Raw genomic sequence first — 17,057 nt, 5'->3', positions numbered from 1 at the left:
CCCATGGCCCTGTTTTCCATTACCGATGCCCAGCTCGCTTTCGGGCACGTGGCCTTGCTCGACCACACCGATTTTTCGCTGGAAGCGGGCGAGCGTGTCGGCCTCATCGGCCGCAATGGCTCGGGCAAGTCCTCACTGCTGAAGATCGTGGCGGGCCTGGCCGCGCCGGATGACGGCCTGATCGCACGCCAGTCCGGCGTGACCTCGGCCTACGTGCCGCAGGAGCCGCAATTCGAGCCCGGCATCACGGTCTTTGACGCCGTGTCGCAGGGCATGGGCCAGGCGCATGACCTGCTGGTGCGCTATGAAGCCGCGGCCGAGCGGCTGGCCGACAGCCATGACGAGGCTGCGCTGGCGGAACTGCACCGGCTGCAATCGGAACTCGACGCCGCCGGTGCCTGGCACCTGCGCACGCGCGTGGAAAGCACGCTGGCCCGGCTGGGCCTGGATCCGCATACGCGCGTCGACGCGCTGTCCGGCGGCCTGCAGAAGCGCGTGGCGCTGGCGCAGGGCCTGGTCGCGGAGCCCGACATCCTGCTGCTGGATGAGCCGACCAACCACCTCGATGTGGAGGCCATCCGCTGGCTCGAAGACCTGCTGCTGGTCTTCCGCGGCAGCGTGCTGCTGATCACTCACGACCGGGCTTTCCTGGACCGCGTGGCGACGCGCATCGTCGAGCTGGATCGTGGCCGCCTGCTGTCCTTCCCCGGCAACTTCGGCGCCTACCAGGCACGCAAGGAAGAACTCCTGGCGGCCGAGCAGGTCGAGCAGGCCAAGTTCGACAAGCTGCTGGCCCAGGAAGAGGTGTGGATCCGCAAGGGCGTCGAGGCGCGCCGCACGCGCAGCGTGGCGCGCATCCAGCGCCTGGTGGCCATGCGCAACGAGCGCGCGGTGCGGCGCGAGGCGCAGGGCAACGTCAAGCTGGAGGTCTCGCAGGCCGACCGCTCCGGCAAGATCGTGGCCGAGCTGACCGACGTGAACAAGGGCTACGGCGACAAGGTGGTGGTGCGCGATTTCAGCGCCACCATCATGCGCGGCGACAAGGTCGGCCTGATCGGCCCCAACGGCGCGGGCAAGACCACGCTGCTGCGGCTGATCCTGGGTGAGCTGCCGCCCGATAGCGGCACCGTGCGCAATGGCAGCAACCTGCAGGTCGCGTACTTTGACCAGATGCGCACCCAGCTCGATATGGAAAAGTCCCTGGCCGACACCATCAGCCCGGGCAGCGACTGGGTCGAGGTCAACGGCCAGCGCAAGCACGTGATGAGCTACCTGGGCGACTTCCTGTTCGCGCCGGAGCGCGCGCGCTCGCCGGTCAAATCGCTGTCCGGCGGCGAACGCAACCGCCTGCTGCTGGCGCGCCTGTTCGCGCGCCCGGCCAACGTGCTGGTGCTCGACGAACCGACCAACGACCTCGACATCGACACGCTGGAACTGCTGGAAGAACTGCTGCAGGACTACAGCGGCACCGTGTTCCTGGTCTCGCACGACCGCGCGTTCCTGGACAACGTGGTGACCTCCACGATCGCGGCCGAGGGCGAAGGGCAATGGCGCGAATCGGTCGGCGGCTATTCCGACTGGGTCGCCCAGTCCGAGCGCAGCGTCGCGCTGCAGGCGGGACGCAAGGCCGAGCAGAAAGCGGCCGAGCCGGTGAAGGCAAAGGACTCGCGCGACGCGCGCGGCGCCAACCGTACGGTCAAGCTGTCATACAAGGAGCAGCGCGAGCTGGATGGGTTGCCGGAGCGGATTGCTGCGCTGGAAGGCGAGCAGAAGACCATCGCCGCGCAGCTCGAGGACGGCTCGCTCTATGTCAGCGACGCGGCAAAGGCCGCCACGCTGGCCACCCGTCACGACGAGATCGAGATGGAACTGCTGGAAGCGCTGGAGCGGTGGGAAGTGCTGGAGGCGAAGTCGAAGGGCGAGGCGGGCTAACCACACCACGCCAGCACCATATTGGTCAGATCGACCATGAACGACGGCCGCAGGTAGCCGATGAACCCGAGCACCAGCGCCGCCGCCAGCACCAGCAGGCCGGCGGCGCGCAGTACGTGCTGGCGGGCGGCGGTGGTCATGCCGCGGCCGGTTGCGGGCGCGCCAGCGCGTGCTCGCGGATCGGCAGGTTGACCAGCGCGGCCATCACGCCCAGCGCGACCGCGATCATCCACACCGTGTTGTAGCCGCCGGTCCGGTCATACAGGTAGCCGCCCAGCCACGCGCCCAGGAAGCTGCCGATCTGGTGCGAGAAGAACACCACGCCGGACAGCATCGACAGGTATTTCACGCCGAACACCTGGGCGATGATGCCGTTGGTCAGCGGCACGGTCGACAGCCACAGGAAGCCGATCATGGCCGCGAACACCCACGTGCTGGCGGCCGTCAGCGGCAGCAGCAGATAGCCGGTGATCACCACCGAGCGCGTCAGGTAGATCGCGGAGAGCAGGTAGCGCTTGGGCATGCGCTGGCCCATGGCGCCGGCGGTATAGGTGCCGAACACATTGAACAGGCCGATCAGCGCGAGCGCCACGGTGGCGATCTTCGGATCGGCCAGCCCCTGGTCCTTCAGGTAAGGCGCCAGGTGTACGCCGATGAAGACCACCTGGAAGCCGCACACGAAGTAGCCCAGCGTCAGCAGCTGGAAATTGCGGTTGCCGAAGGCCTCGCGGACGGCCTGCCCGATGGTCTGGTGATGCCCGCCGTCATGCGCGGCCATGTTCGGCTCGCGCAGCGTGAACGCCAGCGGCAGCATGGCGCAGGCCATCAGCGCCATCACGAACAGGGCGTTCTGCCAGCCCAGCCCCGAAATCAGCGTCTGCTCGACCGGGATCATCAGGAACTGCCCGAAGGAGCCCGCCGCGGCCGCAATGCCCATGGCCCAGACGCGCTTCTCGGCGCTCGCCACGCGCCCGATCACGCCGTACACCACGCTGTAAGTCGTTCCCGACTGCGCGATGCCGATCATGACGCCGGCGCCGGTCGCGAAGGCCGTGCCGCTGGTCGACAGCGCCATCACCACCAGCCCGCCGACGTACAGCACCACGCCGATCAGCATGATGCGCAGCGCGCCGTATTTGTCGGCCAGCGCGCCGGCGAAGGGCTGGCTGGCGCCCCACATCAGGTTCTGCAGCGCCAGCGCGAAGGCGAAGGTCTCGCGGTTCCAGCCATGGGTCTGCGTGATCGGCAGGTTGAACAGGCCGAAGCCGTGCCGGATACCCATGGAGAGGGTGACGAGCAGGCCGCCGCACAGGAGTACGGTGGTCAGTGAGAGTTGTCGGTTCTGCATATCGGGCTCGCTGCGGGCGGCGGGGTGCCTCGGTTGTTGTGGTTCTTGTTGTGCTGGCCGGGCGCGGCATGCGGGTGCCGGACCGGTCTGCGCGAGTTTACCCCGGCTGGCCGGAGCGCGTCGGGCACGGCCCGCAAGTCCGGACGGCCGGCATGGTAATCCGGACGGCGGGCAAGAAAGCTCACCGGCGCCCCGCCTGTCTACCACGATTGCCGGTCCGGGCTTCCATTACAATGCAGTGCCCGGCACCCCGGCGCAGCCAAGAATGCGCGCCCGAACCGCCGGGATCTCCACTTTCGTAGCGACTCCATGGCGAGCAAAACCAGTCAGTACAGCGAATCCTCCATCCGGGTCCTGAAGGGCCTGGAGCCGGTCAAGCAGCGTCCCGGCATGTACACCCGCACCGACAACCCCCTGCATATCGTGCAGGAGGTGATCGACAACGCCTCCGACGAGGCGCTGGGCGGCTTCGGTTCCGAGATCCTGGTCACGCTGCACCGCGACGGCAGCGTCAGCGTGGAGGACGACGGCCGCGGCATCCCGGTCGGCATCCACCCCGAAGAAGGCGTGCCGGTGGTCGAGATCGTGTTCACGCGGCTGCACGCCGGTGGCAAGTTCGACAAGGGCAAGGGCGGTGCCTACGCATTCTCCGGCGGCCTGCACGGCGTGGGCGTGTCGGTGACCAACGCGCTGTCGACGCAGCTGGACGTGTCGGTCTGGCGCGACGGCATGTCCTCGACGCTGACGTTTTCCGGCGGCGACGTGACCGTGCCGCTGGCCTCGCGCAAGCTCGAGCGCGGCGAGAAGAAGAACGGCACGCGCGTGCAGGTGTGGCCGGATGCAAAGTATTTCGACTCGGCCGCGATTCCGCAGGCCGAGCTGCAGCGCCTGCTGCGCAGCAAGGCCGTGCTGCTGCCCGGCGTGAAGGTCACGCTGGTGACCGAGAAGACCGGCGAGTCCCAGACCTGGCAGTACGACCAGGGCCTGAAGGGCTACCTGGTCGAAGCGCTGGCGCAGGGCAGCGGCGCCGAACTCGTGATCCCGATGTTCGAGGGCGAGCATTTCGCCGACCCGGACGCCAACCCGGGCGAAGAAGGCTTTGCCGACGGCGAAGGCGCCTCGTGGGTGGTGGCCTGGACCGAAGAGGGCGCGCCGGTGCGCGAGTCCTACGTCAACCTGATTCCCACGCCGGCCGGCGGCACGCACGAGTCCGGCCTGCGCGAAGGCCTGTTCCAGGCGGTCAAGAGCTTTATCGAGATGCACGCGCTGCAGCCCAAGGGCGTCAAGCTGATGAGCGAGGACGTGTTCGCGCGCGCCTCGTTCGTGCTCTCGGCCAAGGTGCTGGACCCGCAGTTCCAGGGCCAGATCAAGGAACGCCTGAACAGCCGCGACGCGGTGCGGCTGGTGTCGACCTTCAGCCGTCCGGCGCTGGAGCTGTGGCTGAACCACCACGTCGAGTACGGCAAGAAGCTGGCCGAACTCGTGATCCGCCAGGCGCAGGCGCGCACGCGCGCCGCGCAGAAGGTGGAGAAGAAGAAGGGCTCCGGCGTGGCCGTGCTGCCCGGCAAGCTGACGGATTGCGAATCGACCGACGTCACGCGCAACGAGATCTTCCTGGTCGAGGGCGACTCGGCCGGCGGCTCGGCCAAGATGGGGCGCGACAAGGAATTCCAGGCCATCCTGCCGCTGCGCGGCAAGGTGCTCAACACCTGGGAAACCGAGCGCGACCGCCTGTTCGCCAACAACGAGGTGCATGACATCGCCGTGGCGATCGGCGTGGACCCGCACGGCCCGAACGACGAGCCCGACCTGTCCAACCTGCGCTACGGCAAGATCTGCATCCTGTCCGACGCGGACGTGGACGGCGCGCACATCCAGGTGCTGCTGCTGACACTGTTCTTCCGCCACTTCCCGAAGCTGATCGACGCCGGCAACGTCTGCGTGGCGCGTCCGCCGCTGTTCCGCGTCGACGCGCCCGCGCGTGGCAAGAAGCCCGCGCAGAAGCTGTACGCGCTGGACGAAGGTGAGCTGGAAGCCATCCAGGACAAGCTGCTCAAGGACGGCGTCAAGGACGGCAGCTGGCAGATCTCCCGCTTCAAGGGCCTGGGCGAAATGAGCGCCGAACAGCTCTGGGAGACCACCATGAACCCCGACACGCGGCGCCTGCTGCCCGTGGCGCTGGGCGAGTTCGACCTGCCGCAGACCGTCGAGATGATGAACATGCTCATGGGCAAGGGCGAGGCCGCGCAGCGCCGCAGCTGGCTCGAAGAGAAGGGCAACGAAGTCGAGGCCGATATCTGACGGGCGGTCTGTACGCGGACAGGCAAAGGGGGATAATGCCCCCTCTGGCGTCCTCGCACGCAAGCCGGATCGCACCATGACAACGAGACCGATACGCAAACCATGGCATTCCGCGGCTGCGGCCGTGCTGATGGTGGCCGGTCTCGCCTGCGCGCCGGCGGCGCATGCCGAACTCTATGGCTTCATCGACGCGGATGGCGTGGCCCACTTCGCCGACCGCAGGCTCGACGCGCGCTACAGGCTCTTCATGAAGGACGGCGGCAGCTTCGATACCTCGCGCGATTCACGCAATTCGCGCGAGGCCGGCACGGCCGCTATCGATCTGGAACAGCACAAGCTGTACCGCTACATCGTCAACCACCCGAACATCGCCAAGGTCGAACCGATGATCCGCCAGATTGCGGACAAGCAGGACGTCGACCCGGCGCTGGTCAAGGCGGTGATGGCGGTGGAGTCCGGCTTCAACCCGTCGGCCGTGTCGCCCAAGGGCGCCATCGGGCTGATGCAGGTCATTCCCGACACCGGCGCGCGCTTTGGCGTGAGCGCCGATGCGCGCCGCAGTGTCGAGCAGAAGCTGGCCGATCCGCGCATCAACATCTCGGCCGGCGTGCGCTACCTGCGCTGGCTGATGGAGCTGTTTCCCGACAACCTGGAGCTGGTGCTGGCCGCCTACAACGCGGGCGAGGGCGCGGTGCAGCGCTACAACAACCGGATTCCGCCGTACCCGGAGACGCAGCAGTATGTGAGCACCGTGCTGCAGTTCTACCGGCTCTACCAGCCCGGCGGCGGCCCGGTCGTGACCCGTACCAGCGCGGCGGCCGGCGGGCCGTCGCGCGTCAAGATGGTGATCGGCGGACGGCGCAACATGCCCTGACCTGATTCCCGATAAACAAGCCACCCGGCGCGCCGGCTTCACATCATGGCGCGCCGTCTTCTTGCCAATCCATGGAACAACAAGACATCACGTTTCAACCTGAAGAGCCGGCGGATTCGCTGACGCTGGCGCGCTATGCCGAGCGGGCCTACCTCGACTATGCCGTCAGCGTGGTCAAGGGCCGCGCGCTGCCCGAGGTCGCGGATGGCCAGAAGCCCGTGCAGCGGCGCATCCTGTTCGCCATGCACGAGATGGGCCTGCGCGCGGACTCCAAGCCGGTCAAGTCCGCGCGCGTGGTGGGCGACGTGCTGGGCAAGTTCCATCCGCACGGCGACCAGTCGGCCTATGACGCGCTGGTGCGCCTGGCGCAGGACTTCTCGCTGCGCTATCCGCTGATCGACGGCCAGGGCAACTTCGGCTCGCGCGATGGCGACGGCGCCGCGGCGATGCGCTACACCGAAGCGCGCCTGACGCCGATCGCGCGCCTGCTGCTCGACGAGATCGATGAGGGCACGGTGGATTTCATCGCCAACTACGACGGCTCGATGGAAGAGCCCAGGCTGCTGCCCGCGCGCATGCCGTTCGTGCTGCTCAACGGCGCCTCGGGCATTGCCGTGGGCATGGCCACCGAAGTGCCGCCGCACAACCTGCGCGAAGTGGCCGGGGCCACGGTGGCGATGATCCGCAACCCGAACATCACGCTCGCCGAACTGCTGGCGCTGATGCCCGGCCCCGACTATCCGGGCGGCGGCCAGATCATCTCGCCCGCGGCCGATATCGCCCAGATCTATGAATCCGGCCGCGGCAGCCTGAAGGTGCGCGCGCGCTGGACCATCGAGGAAATGGCGCGCGGCCAGTGGCAACTGGTGGTGACCGAACTGCCGCCGGCCACCTCGGCGCAGAAGGTGCTCGAAGAGATCGAAGAGCTGACCAACCCGAAGGTCAAGACCGGCAAGAAGGCCCTGACCCCGGAACAGCAGCAGCTCAAGGCCACGGTGCTGGCCGTGCTGGATGCCGTGCGCGACGAGTCCGGCAAGGACGCGCCGGTGCGGCTGGTGTTCGAGCCCAAGAGCAAGAACATCGAGCAGCAGGAATTCATCCAGACGCTGCTGGCCCATACCAGCCTGGAATCGGGCGCGCCGATCAACCTCGTGATGATCGGCACGGACGGCCGTCCGCGCCAGAAGGGCCTGCGCGACATCCTGCGCGAGTGGATCGACTTCCGCTTCGCCACCGTCACGCGGCGCACGCGCCATCGCCTGGCCAAGGTGGAAGACCGCATCCACATCCTCGACGGGCGGATGCTGGTGCTGCTGAACATCGACGAGGTGATCCGCATCATCCGCGAGAGCGACGAGCCCAAGCCCGCGCTGATCGAGCGCTTCGGCCTGAGCGACCGCCAGGCCGAGGACATCCTGGAAATCCGCCTGCGCCAGCTGGCCAGGCTGGAAGCCATCCGGATCGAGAAGGAACTCAAGGAGCTGCGCGAAGAACAGGCCGAGCTGGACGTGCTGCTGAAGTCCGACACCATGATGCGCCGTCGCATCATCAAGGAGATCGAGACCGACGCGAAGCAATACAGCCCGGAGGACAAGGACCCGCGCCGCACGCTGATCCAGGAAGAACGCCGCGCCGCCGCCGAGGTGCGCGTGGTGGATGAGCCGGTCACGGTCGTGGTGTCGCAGAAGGGCTGGGTGCGCACGCGCCAGGGCCACGGCCACGATGCACAGCAGTTCACCTTCAAGGCGGGCGATGCGCTGTACGACACGTTCGAGTGCCGCACGGTGGACGTGCTGCTGGCGTTCGGCACCAACGGCCGCGTGTACTCGGTGCCGGTGGCCGGCCTGCCGGGCGGGCGCGGCGACGGCGTGCCGCTGACCACGCTGATCGAGTTGCAGCCGGGCAGCCAGATTGCCCATACCCTTGCCGGCAGTGCCGAGCAGCGCGTGCTGATCGCCACGCAGGGCGGCAATGGTTTCCTGACAAAGGTCGGCGACATGACGGGCCGCCAGAAGGGCGGCAAGTCCTTCCTGACGCTGGATGACGGCGATGCGCCGCTCGCGCCCACGCCGATCGGCGACGAGGCCACGCACGTGGCCTGCCTGTCCGGCAACGGCCGCATGCTGCTGGTGGCGCTGGAAGAGGTCAAGGTGCTGTCGGCCGGCGGCCGCGGCGTGATCCTGATGGAGCTGGAGCCGAAGGAGACTCTGCTGCAGGCTGTGGGTGTCGGCGCGCCGGGGCTGCTGGTGTCCGGTACCACGCCGCGTGGCGGCAAGCCTGAGTCCCAGAAGCTGGCGGGCGCGAACCTGCTGCCGTATGTCGGCAAGCGCGCGCGCAAGGGCAAGGCGCTGGAAACGAAGTTGAAGGGCGTGCGGATTGATCCGGTGAAGATTGTGGCGCCTGCGGGGAACTGAACCCGCGAGGGTTTCGCCCCTCTCCCGCAGGCGGGGGAGGGGCGTACCGCAGCGGCAGATTTCACGCTGCCGTCGTTGCTTGCCGTAGTTGCCTGCCGTTGTCGCCTGCCGTTGTCGCCATTCTCCTTCCCATGTCTTCCCTGGCACCGCCCCCCACACCCCGCACCCTGTTCATCGAGTTCGCCCGCATGGGCCTGTCCGGCTTCGGCGGCGTGCTGCCCTTCGTGCGCCGCGCGGTGGTGGAGCGCAACCGCTGGATGGATGACCGGGACTTTGTCGAACTGCTGAGCCTGGGCCAGGTCCTGCCCGGCCCCAATGTCATCAATCTGGCACTGATGCTGGGCCTGCGCTTTGCCGGCTGGCGCGGTGCGCTGGCCGCGTTCAGCGGCCTCGTCATGGTGCCGATGGGACTGGTGCTGGGTTTGCTCCTGCTGTACCAGCACTTCCAGGAGGTGCCCGCCGTGCAGCGCATGCTGGCGGGCATGACGGCGGTGTCGGCCGGCCTGATGCTTGCCATGGCGATCCGGCTGGCGCAAAGCCTGTCGCTGACCGCGCGCGCCGTGCTGATCGGCGGTGCGGCTTTCCTGGTGATCGGCCTGCTGAGCTGGCCGCTCGTGCCCGTCATGGCTGTGCTCGTGCCGCTCTCGCTGGCGCTCGAATGGCGCGCGAGCCGCGGAGGGCGGACGTGAGCCCGGCCGAGGTGCTGGGCAGCCTGTTCGCCCATTTCAGCGCGCTGTCGCTGCTGGCCATCGGCGGCGCGAGTTCCACGCTGCCGGACATGCACCGCTATCTGGTCGAGGCCAACGGCTGGCTGACCGATGCGCAGTTTTCGGCGATGTACGCCATCTCGCAGGCGGCGCCCGGTCCCAATGTGCTGTTCGTCTCGCTGTTCGGCTGGCAGGTGGCGGGCTTTGCCGGCTCGCTTGTGGCCATGTCCGGCATGTGCGGTCCGTCCAGCCTGATCGCGCTCGCGTTTGAATATTTCTCGGGCCGTTCGCCGCATGCGACCTGGCCCGGCCTGATCCGGCGCGGGCTGGCCGCGCTGACGATCGGCCTGCTGTTCTCGTCGGGCTGGGTGCTCGCGCGCAGCGTCGACCACGGCTGGGGCGCGGCGGCCGTCACCGTGGCAACGGTCTTGCTGATGCTGAAGACGCGCGCGCACCCGTTGATGCTGGTGGCCCTCGGCGGGCTGGCCGGCCTGCTCGGCGTGCTCTGACCGGATCAGTCGACGCCGACGAAGCCGCCGGTCTGGTGGGCCCACAGCCGCGCATACAGTCCGCCATGCGCGAGCAGTTCCGCATGCGTGCCGCTCTCCGCGATATGGCCCTGGTCCAGCACCACCAGCCGGTCCATGCGCGCGATGGTCGATAGCCGGTGCGCGATTGCGATCACGGTCTTGCCCTGCATCAGCGTTTCGAGGCTTTCCTGGATCGCCGCTTCCACTTCCGAGTCGAGGGCCGAGGTGGCCTCGTCCAGGATCAGGATGGGCGCGTTCTTCAGCAGCACGCGCGCAATGGCAATGCGCTGGCGCTGGCCGCCCGACAGCTTCACGCCGCGTTCGCCCACGAGCGCTTCCAGTCCGGCGTTGCCGCTGGCATCCGCCAGGTGCGGGACGAATTCGTCGGCGCGGGCGCGGTGCAGGGCCTCGGTGATCTCGGCCCCCGTGGCATCGGGCTTGCCATAGAGCAGGTTGTCGCGGATCGAGCGGTGCAGCAGCGAGGTGTCCTGCGTCACCATGCCGATCTGCGCGCGCAGGCTTTCCTGCGTCACGCCCGCAATGTCCTGGCCGTCGATCAGGATGCGGCCGCGCTCCAGGTCGTAGAGCCGCAGCAGCAGGTTGACCAGCGTCGACTTGCCCGCGCCCGACGGCCCGACCAGCCCGATCTTCTCGCCCGGCCGCACCGCCAGTTCCACGCCTTCGATCACGCCCGAGCCCTTGCCGTAGTGGAACCCGACCTGTTCGAAGCGCACCGCGCCAGCGGTGACGCGTAGCGGCTGCGCGTCGGGCCGGTCGGTCACGGTGCGCGGCACGGAGATGGTCTTCATGCCGTCCTGCACCTGGCCGACGTTCTCGAAGATGCCGTTGACCACCCACATGATCCAGCCCGACATATTGTTGATGCGGATCACCAGTCCGGTGGTGAGCGCAATGGCCCCGGTCGTGACCCGGCCCTGGCTCCACAGCCATAGCGCCATGCCGGTCGTGCCGGCGATCAGCGCGCCGTTCATGGCGGTGATGGTGATGTCCATGGCGCTTACCATGCGCCCGGCCAGGCGCACCTTGTCGGTCTGGTCGGCCATGGCGTCGCGCGCGTAGTCCTCTTCCTTGAGCGTGTGGGCGAACAGCTTGAGCGTGGCAATGTTGGTGTAGCCGTCGACGATGCGGCCCATCAGCCGCGAACGCGACTCGGTGGCGACGACCGAGCGCTGCTTGACGCGCGGCACGAAGTAGAGCAACGCCGCCACGTAGCAGGCAATCCACAGCAGCAGCGGGATCATCAGGCGCCAGTCGGCCTCGGCGAACAGCACGAGCGAGGTGACCGCGTAGATCAGCACGTGCCACAGCGCGTCGACGGCCTGCACCGCCGAGTCGCGCAGCGAGAAGCCGGTCTGCATGATGCGCTGCGCGATGCGGCCGGCAAAGTCGTTCTGGAAGAACGACAGGCTCTGCTTGAGCACGTAGCGGTGGTTCTGCCAGCGGATCAGGTTGGCCAGGCTCGGGTTGATGACCTGGTGCACCAGGATGTCATGCAGGCCGAAGAACAGCGGCCGCAGCACCAGCGCGACCAGCGCCATCCACAGCAGTTCGTTGCGGTGGCGGCTGAAGAAGCCCGCGGCGGGCGAGGTCTGCGCCAGGTCCACCAGGCGGCCCAGGAAGCTGAACAGCGATACCTCGATCAGCGCGCCGACCAGCCCGACCACCAGCAGGGCGCCGAACACCGGCCAGACCTCGCGCAGGAAATAGGCGTAGAAGCGCCATACCTCGCCCGGCGGCTTGCTGTCGGGCATATGGCGGAAGGGATCGATCAGGCGTTCCAGGCGGCGTATCGGCATGGCGGTTCCATGGCGTCCGTTCGGGGCCAGGCGGCATCCGGGTCGGATGGCGCGGCCGGAACCGGGGGCGCGTCGGTGCGGTGGGCCAGACGCAACATGATACGCCCCCAAAAACAAACAGCCCCGCCGGGGCGGGGCTGCATGGGGCAGGTGAAACGGCTGCCGGTTTGGGGCTTGCCAGGTCAGTGGATGACCATCTGCGTGAACGGATGCACGTAGGCCTGCAGCGTCACGAAGATACCCACCAGGAACGCCAGCGCGATCGAGTGGAAGAACACGTAGCGCAGGATGTCGCCTTCATGCCCGTACCACTTGGTGGCGGTGGAGGCCACCACGATGGACTGCGCGTCGATCATCTTGCCCATCACGCCGCCCGAGCTGTTGGCCGCGGCCATCAGCACCGGCGACAGGCCAAGCTGCTCGGCCGTGGTCTTCTGCAGGCCGCCGAACAGCACGTTGGAGGCAGTGTCCGAACCGGTCAGCGCCACGCCCAGCCAGCCCAGCATGGTGCCGAACAGCGGGTAGAGCACGCCGGTCTGCGCGAACGCCAGGCCCAGCGTGGCGTCCAGGCCCGAGTAGCGGGTCAGGTAGCCGATGCCGAACATCGCGCTGATGGTCAGCAGCGAGAACTTGGTCAGCTTGATGGTCTCCCAGTATTCCCTGAGCAGGCGCGGCAGCGAGTAGCCCATCAGCAGGCCGCCCAGCACGGCCGACACCAGGATGCCGGTGCCCGCCATCGACAGCACGTTGAAGAGGAACACCGCCGGTTCGGCGATTTCCTTCGGCGTGACCGGCGGATGCTTGATGATCGCCTTGTCCAGGCCGGGGATCGGGAATTTGTACGCCCACAGGCCATCCATGAATTTCTTGAACTCGGGGATGCCCCAGACGAACACGAAGACGGTCAGGATGATCCACGGGAGCCAGGCCCTGGCGACGGAGATGCCAGCCGAAGCGGCGCTGGCAGCGGCGTCGGCGGCCAGGGCTTCGGGGTGGTCGACCTTGGAGTCGTCATGGCGGCCGAGGATCTTGGTCGAGGTCCAGGTCTCCTTCGGGTGCCAGATTTTCAGGAAGAGCGTCAGGCAGCCCATCGAGATCAGCGAGGAGATCACGTCCACCAGCCAGGGGCCGTGGAAGTTCGACACCAGGAACTGTGGCACCGCGAAGGTCACGCCCGCCACCAGGATCGCCGGCCAGATCGCGAGCATGCCGCGGAAGCCGGCAAAGGCCCAGATCAGCCAGAACGGCACCAGCACCGAGAAGAACGGCAGCTGGCGGCCGATCATGGCCGACAGCGTGACCTGGTCGATGCCCGTCACCGACGACAGCCCGATGATCGGCGCGCCGAGCGCACCGAAGGCCACCGGTGCGGTGTTGGCGATCAGCGCCAGGCCGGAAGCGGCCAGCGGCGAGAAGCCCAGGCCGATCAGGATGGCGCCGGTCACGGCCACCGGGGTGCCGAAGCCGGCCGCGCCCTCGAAGAACGCGCCGAAGCTGAAGGCCACCAGCAGCAGTTGCAGGCGGCGGTCTTCGGTCACGCCGGAGATGGAGTTCTGCAAGACCTTGAATGATCCGTTCAGGGTCGTGAGGCGATGCAGGAAGATGATGTTGAGAACGATCCAGCCAATCGGGAACAGCCCTGAGACGATGCCCAGGCCAGCCGCCTTGCCGGCCATGGCTGCGGGCATGCCGAAGACCGCGGCAGCCACCACGACGCCCACCACCAGTGCCAGGCCGGCGGCCAGGTGGGCCTGCATGTGAAAGAAAGCCAGCGCTGCTAGCAGCACGGCTACCGGGACGCCCGCGGCAATGGTGGACAGCGCCATATTGCCTAGCGGGTCATAGACTTGACTCCACACGATTGAAATCCTCCTCAGGTTTGGCTCGGGCGGCCCGGGCGATCTCCGTGCCCTTGGCTGCCCTTGTACATCGCGTACAGACGTGCGGCGTCAGCCGCACACGCGAGTCGAACAAGGATTGTAAGGATGCGTTCCCGCCACGCCGCCTTAAATCCGGTCATGGCATACATGAACCGGATTCATGATCAGGGTTTGCCTGGGGGCAGCATGGCGCACGTGCTGCCCTTGCGGCAGAGTACTCGAAACGGCGCCTCTTAGAAATGTATGCCAGCTACAGGATGGCCATAATGTCAGCTTGGCAACGGCGCACGGGCTGCGTAGCCTGTCTGCCGAATGCCGTATGGATGCGGCAAAAGGAGACACCATGCCCGAGTTTCTTCCCCCCTGGCCGCTGCTTGGCGCCTTCGTGCTGGCCAGCCTGGCGCTGGCCGTGACGCCGGGCCCGGCCGTGGTCTATATCGTGACGCGCACGCTGGCGCAGGGCCGGCGTGCCGGGCTGGCGTCGGTCGGCGCCGTGGCCTTGGGCAACCTCGGCAACGCAGCGGGTGCGGCGCTCGGGCTGGCGGTGCTGTTTTCGGTATCGGCGCTTGCCTTCACGGTCGTGAAATACGCCGGGGCGGCGTACCTGATCTGGCTGGGCATCCGCACCTTGCGCGCCACGCCCGCGGTGGCCACGGATACGCCGCCGCCGGCGCGTCCGCTGCGCCAGGTATTGCGCGATGGCTTCGTGGTGGCGTTGCTCAATCCCAAGACCGCGATCTTCTTCGCCGCCTTCCTGCCGCAGTTCATGAACCCGGCCGGTTCCGCGCTGACGCAGAGCCTGGCGCTGGGCGTGGGTTTCGTGCTGATCGCGGCGACCACCGACGTCTGCTACGTGACCGCGGCAGCGGCCGTGATGCCGGCACTGCGCCGTGCCGGACGGGCGCGCGCGGCCGGCCGCTACCTGACGGCGGCGGCCTTCATCGGACTCGGGGTGTTCACGGCGGCGTCGGGCTCGCGCGCCGGAAAATAAGCACGGGCCTGCCGCCGCGCGCTCAGCGCAGCGGCAGTTGCAGGATGCCTTCGGCGGCCGGGCGCGCGCGCATGGCGGCCAGCCAGCGCTCCAGTTCGGGGCGCCGTTCGTGGGCGACCGGCGTGCCCATCCAGCGATGGGCGGCGCAGGCGAGCGAGATATCCGCCATGGTGAAGCGGTCGCCGCCGATGAACTCGCGCCCGGTGAGGGCCTTGTCGAGCAGCGCGGCCAGCGGCTCCGTGCGTGCGCAGGATGCGGCCACGGCGGCATCGTCGCGCTTCCCGGGCGCGACGCGCACCATGTTCAGGAAGGCGTTGACCATGGCCGGACTGAAGGTGGTGGTCTGCCAGTCCATCCAGCGGTCGGCCGAGGCGCGCGCCTTGACGTCTTCCGGCCACAGCGTGCCCTCGCCGTACTGCGCGCACAGGTAGCGCACGATGGCATTGGATTCCCACAGCACGAAGGGCTCGCCGCCCACGTCCGTGCCGCGGAAGTCCTCGATCACGGGGATCTGGCGGTTGGGGTTGAGCCGGACATAGGCCTCGGTGTCCAGGTCGCCCTGGCTGACGCCGATGTCCACGCGCTCATGGTCCAGGTGCAGCTCGCGCGCGCACCAGACCACCTTCTGTACATTGATCGACGACAGTCGACCCCAGATCCGCAGCATGAAGATTCTCCCCTGATCTTTTGCGGTTGCTTTTCAGGCCGCGCGGGCCTGCGGCGCCGAGGCGATGGCTTCGCGGAACAGCTTGCCCAGGATCGCCACGCCCTGTTCGATACGCTCGGGCGGCACCGTGACGAACGCCAGGCGCAGCGTGTTGCGCTGCGGGTTGCTGGCATAGAAGGGCGCGCCCGGCACATAGGCGACATTGCGCTTCACCGCTTCTTCCAGGATCGCCATGCTGTCCAGGCCCAACCCTTGCGGCAGCTGCAGCCAGATGAACATGCCGCCTTCGGGCTGGTTCCAGCTTACGCCTTCGGGCATGTGGCGCGCCAGCGCGTCGAGCATGACCCGGCACTGCTTGCCGTACAGTTCGCGGATGGTCGGGATGTGGCGATCGAGCAACCCGTCGCGCACCGTCTCGTAGGCCACGCGCTGGGTGAACGTCGGCGTATGCAGGTCGGATGCCTGCTTGGCCTGGCACAGCTTGAAGTGCAGCTCGGGCGGGGCGATCACGAAGCCCAGGCGCAGGCCCGGCGCCAGGATCTTGGAGAACGAGCCCATGTAGATCACGCCGTCGGGGTTCATCGACAGCAGCGTCGGGAGCTGGTCGCCGGTGTAGCTCAGTTCGCCGTACGGATCGTCTTCGACCAGCAGCACGCCGAACTCCCTGGCCCGCGCCACCAGGGCCTGGCGGCGCTCCAGCGGCAGGCGGCGGCCGGTCGGGTTCTGGAAATTGGGCAGGGCGTACAGGAAACGCGCGCCGGCGGTCAGCTCGGCGGTCAGCGCTTCGGGCTGCAGGCCCTTGTCATCGGTGGGAATGGAGGTGAATTCCGGCTCGAACAGCGAGAACGCCTGCAGCGCGCCGAGATAGCTCGGCGTTTCCACCAGCACCTTGCTGCCCGGGTCGATCAGCACCTTGGCGATCAGGTCCAGTGCCTGCTGCGAGCCCGTGGTGATCAGCACGCGCTCCACGCCCACGTTGTGGCGCTTGGCGATGAATTCGCGCAGCGGCAGGTAGCCCTCGGTGGCCGCGTACTGCAGGGCGGCGGCCGGATTGTCGGCGAATACACGGGCCGTCGCCGCCTCCATGGCCGCTACCGGGAAGGAGGCCGGCGAGGGCAGTCCGCCGGCGAAGGAAATGACTTCCGGACGCTCGGTCACCTTCAGGATTTCGCGGATGGCCGAGCTGGTCAGTTGCTGCGCCCGGCGGGAGATGGCCCATTGCATGATGTTCTCTTTTCTCTGGGAAGAGCCGCGTGGCGGGCGGCTCAGTCAACGATGAATAGTCTGGCTCCGGTCGGCGTGGACGATCGGTGCGGTTCCGCATGGTCGGCGACCTGGTAGCTCGTGCCCGCGCGGAGCACGAACTGGCGGCCGTCTTCCAGTTCGGTATGCAGTTCGCCGTCCAGCACGAACAGGATATGGCCCTTGGTGCACCAGTGGTCCGCCAGGTAGCCGGCCGAGTACTCGACCATGCGCACCCGGATATCGCCGAACTGGCGCGTGCGCCACAGCGCCTCGCCCCGTTCGCCGGGGTGGCGCGTGGGTTCGAGCGCGGACCAGTCGGTGGTGCCGAAGGGCAGGTTGTCGATGCGCATC

General features: G+C 67.8%; 14 protein-coding genes. 7 read left to right on the top strand and 7 right to left on the bottom strand.

Annotated features, from left to right (window positions below; translation table 11 throughout):
* Positions 1-3 precede the first annotated feature (3 nt).
* Positions 4-1,932, top strand: coding sequence for an ATP-binding cassette domain-containing protein (locus KHO22_RS18415; RefSeq protein WP_211948607.1), 1,929 nt, complete (start codon positions 4-6; stop codon positions 1,930-1,932).
* Here the strand turns inward: KHO22_RS18415 and KHO22_RS18410 are convergent.
* Both KHO22_RS18410 and KHO22_RS18405 read right to left on the bottom strand, forming a co-directional pair.
* A complete protein-coding gene (locus KHO22_RS18410) occupies positions 1,929-2,072 on the bottom strand; it encodes a hypothetical protein (protein ID WP_211948606.1) in 144 nt (47 codons plus the stop codon). The genes KHO22_RS18415 and KHO22_RS18410 overlap by 4 nt on opposite strands.
* Positions 2,069-3,280 (bottom strand): MFS transporter, encoded by a 1,212-nt coding sequence (locus tag KHO22_RS18405; protein WP_211948605.1) that lies wholly within the window; start codon positions 3,278-3,280, stop codon positions 2,069-2,071. Before KHO22_RS18405 ends, KHO22_RS18410 begins: the two co-directional genes overlap by 4 nt.
* A 309-nt stretch (positions 3,281-3,589) precedes the next feature.
* Between KHO22_RS18405 and KHO22_RS18400 the strand changes: the two genes are divergently transcribed.
* The 5 genes from KHO22_RS18400 to KHO22_RS18380 all read left to right on the top strand — a co-directional run bounded on the left by KHO22_RS18400 (position 3,590) and on the right by KHO22_RS18380 (position 10,085).
* Positions 3,590-5,581 carry a DNA topoisomerase IV subunit B gene (locus KHO22_RS18400; protein ID WP_211948604.1) on the top strand — a complete coding sequence of 664 codons (1,992 nt, stop codon included), beginning with the start codon at positions 3,590-3,592 and terminating at the stop codon, positions 5,579-5,581.
* A gap of 76 nt (positions 5,582-5,657) precedes the next feature.
* Positions 5,658-6,455 (top strand): lytic transglycosylase domain-containing protein, encoded by a 798-nt coding sequence (locus KHO22_RS18395; protein ID WP_211948603.1) that lies wholly within the window; start codon positions 5,658-5,660, stop codon positions 6,453-6,455.
* Positions 6,456-6,526: 71 nt separating this feature from the next.
* Entirely contained in the window at positions 6,527-8,869 is a 2,343-nt protein-coding gene (gene parC, locus KHO22_RS18390; protein ID WP_211948602.1) for a DNA topoisomerase IV subunit A, read from the top strand.
* A gap of 131 nt (positions 8,870-9,000) precedes the next feature.
* Entirely contained in the window at positions 9,001-9,558 is a 558-nt protein-coding gene (locus KHO22_RS18385) for a chromate transporter (RefSeq protein ID WP_211948601.1), read from the top strand.
* On the top strand, positions 9,555-10,085 hold the full coding sequence (locus KHO22_RS18380) for a chromate transporter (RefSeq protein WP_230426921.1): 531 nt from the start codon (positions 9,555-9,557) through the stop codon (positions 10,083-10,085). Before KHO22_RS18385 ends, KHO22_RS18380 begins: the two co-directional genes overlap by 4 nt.
* Before the next feature lie 5 nt (positions 10,086-10,090).
* On the opposite strand, the gene KHO22_RS18375 is transcribed toward KHO22_RS18380, so the two are convergent.
* Together KHO22_RS18375 and KHO22_RS18370 are read right to left on the bottom strand one after the other, a co-directional pair.
* Complete coding sequence (locus KHO22_RS18375) at positions 10,091-11,923, bottom strand: ABC transporter ATP-binding protein (RefSeq protein WP_211948599.1); 1,833 nt, start codon at positions 11,921-11,923, stop codon at positions 10,091-10,093.
* 182 nt (positions 11,924-12,105) lie between these two features.
* Complete coding sequence (locus KHO22_RS18370) at positions 12,106-13,782, bottom strand: L-lactate permease (protein WP_211948598.1); 1,677 nt, start codon at positions 13,780-13,782, stop codon at positions 12,106-12,108.
* 364 nt (positions 13,783-14,146) lie between these two features.
* On the opposite strand from KHO22_RS18370, the gene KHO22_RS18365 reads away from it, so the two are divergent.
* Positions 14,147-14,794 (top strand): LysE family translocator, encoded by a 648-nt coding sequence (locus KHO22_RS18365; RefSeq protein WP_211948597.1) that lies wholly within the window; start codon positions 14,147-14,149, stop codon positions 14,792-14,794.
* A 22-nt stretch (positions 14,795-14,816) separates the two neighbouring features.
* Here KHO22_RS18365 and KHO22_RS18360 read toward each other — a convergent pair whose 3' ends face one another.
* The 3 genes from KHO22_RS18360 to KHO22_RS18350 are packed head-to-tail and all read right to left on the bottom strand — an operon-like array spanning position 14,817 to position 17,056.
* Complete coding sequence (locus tag KHO22_RS18360) at positions 14,817-15,461, bottom strand: glutathione S-transferase family protein (protein ID WP_211948596.1); 645 nt, start codon at positions 15,459-15,461, stop codon at positions 14,817-14,819.
* 33 nt (positions 15,462-15,494) lie between these two features.
* Positions 15,495-16,685, bottom strand: a complete 1,191-nt coding sequence (locus KHO22_RS18355; RefSeq protein WP_211948595.1) for an aminotransferase-like domain-containing protein — start codon at positions 16,683-16,685, stop codon at positions 15,495-15,497.
* A 41-nt stretch (positions 16,686-16,726) separates the two neighbouring features.
* Positions 16,727-17,056 (bottom strand): DHCW motif cupin fold protein, encoded by a 330-nt coding sequence (locus KHO22_RS18350; RefSeq protein WP_211948594.1) that lies wholly within the window; start codon positions 17,054-17,056, stop codon positions 16,727-16,729.
* Position 17,057 lies beyond the last annotated feature (1 nt).

Origin of the sequence: Cupriavidus yeoncheonensis (assembly GCF_905397275.1) — a bacterium.
Lineage (GTDB): Bacteria > Pseudomonadota > Gammaproteobacteria > Burkholderiales > Burkholderiaceae > Cupriavidus > Cupriavidus yeoncheonensis.
Note: the sequence above shows the minus strand (reverse complement) of the source record. Positions and strands in the feature narration are given on the sequence as shown.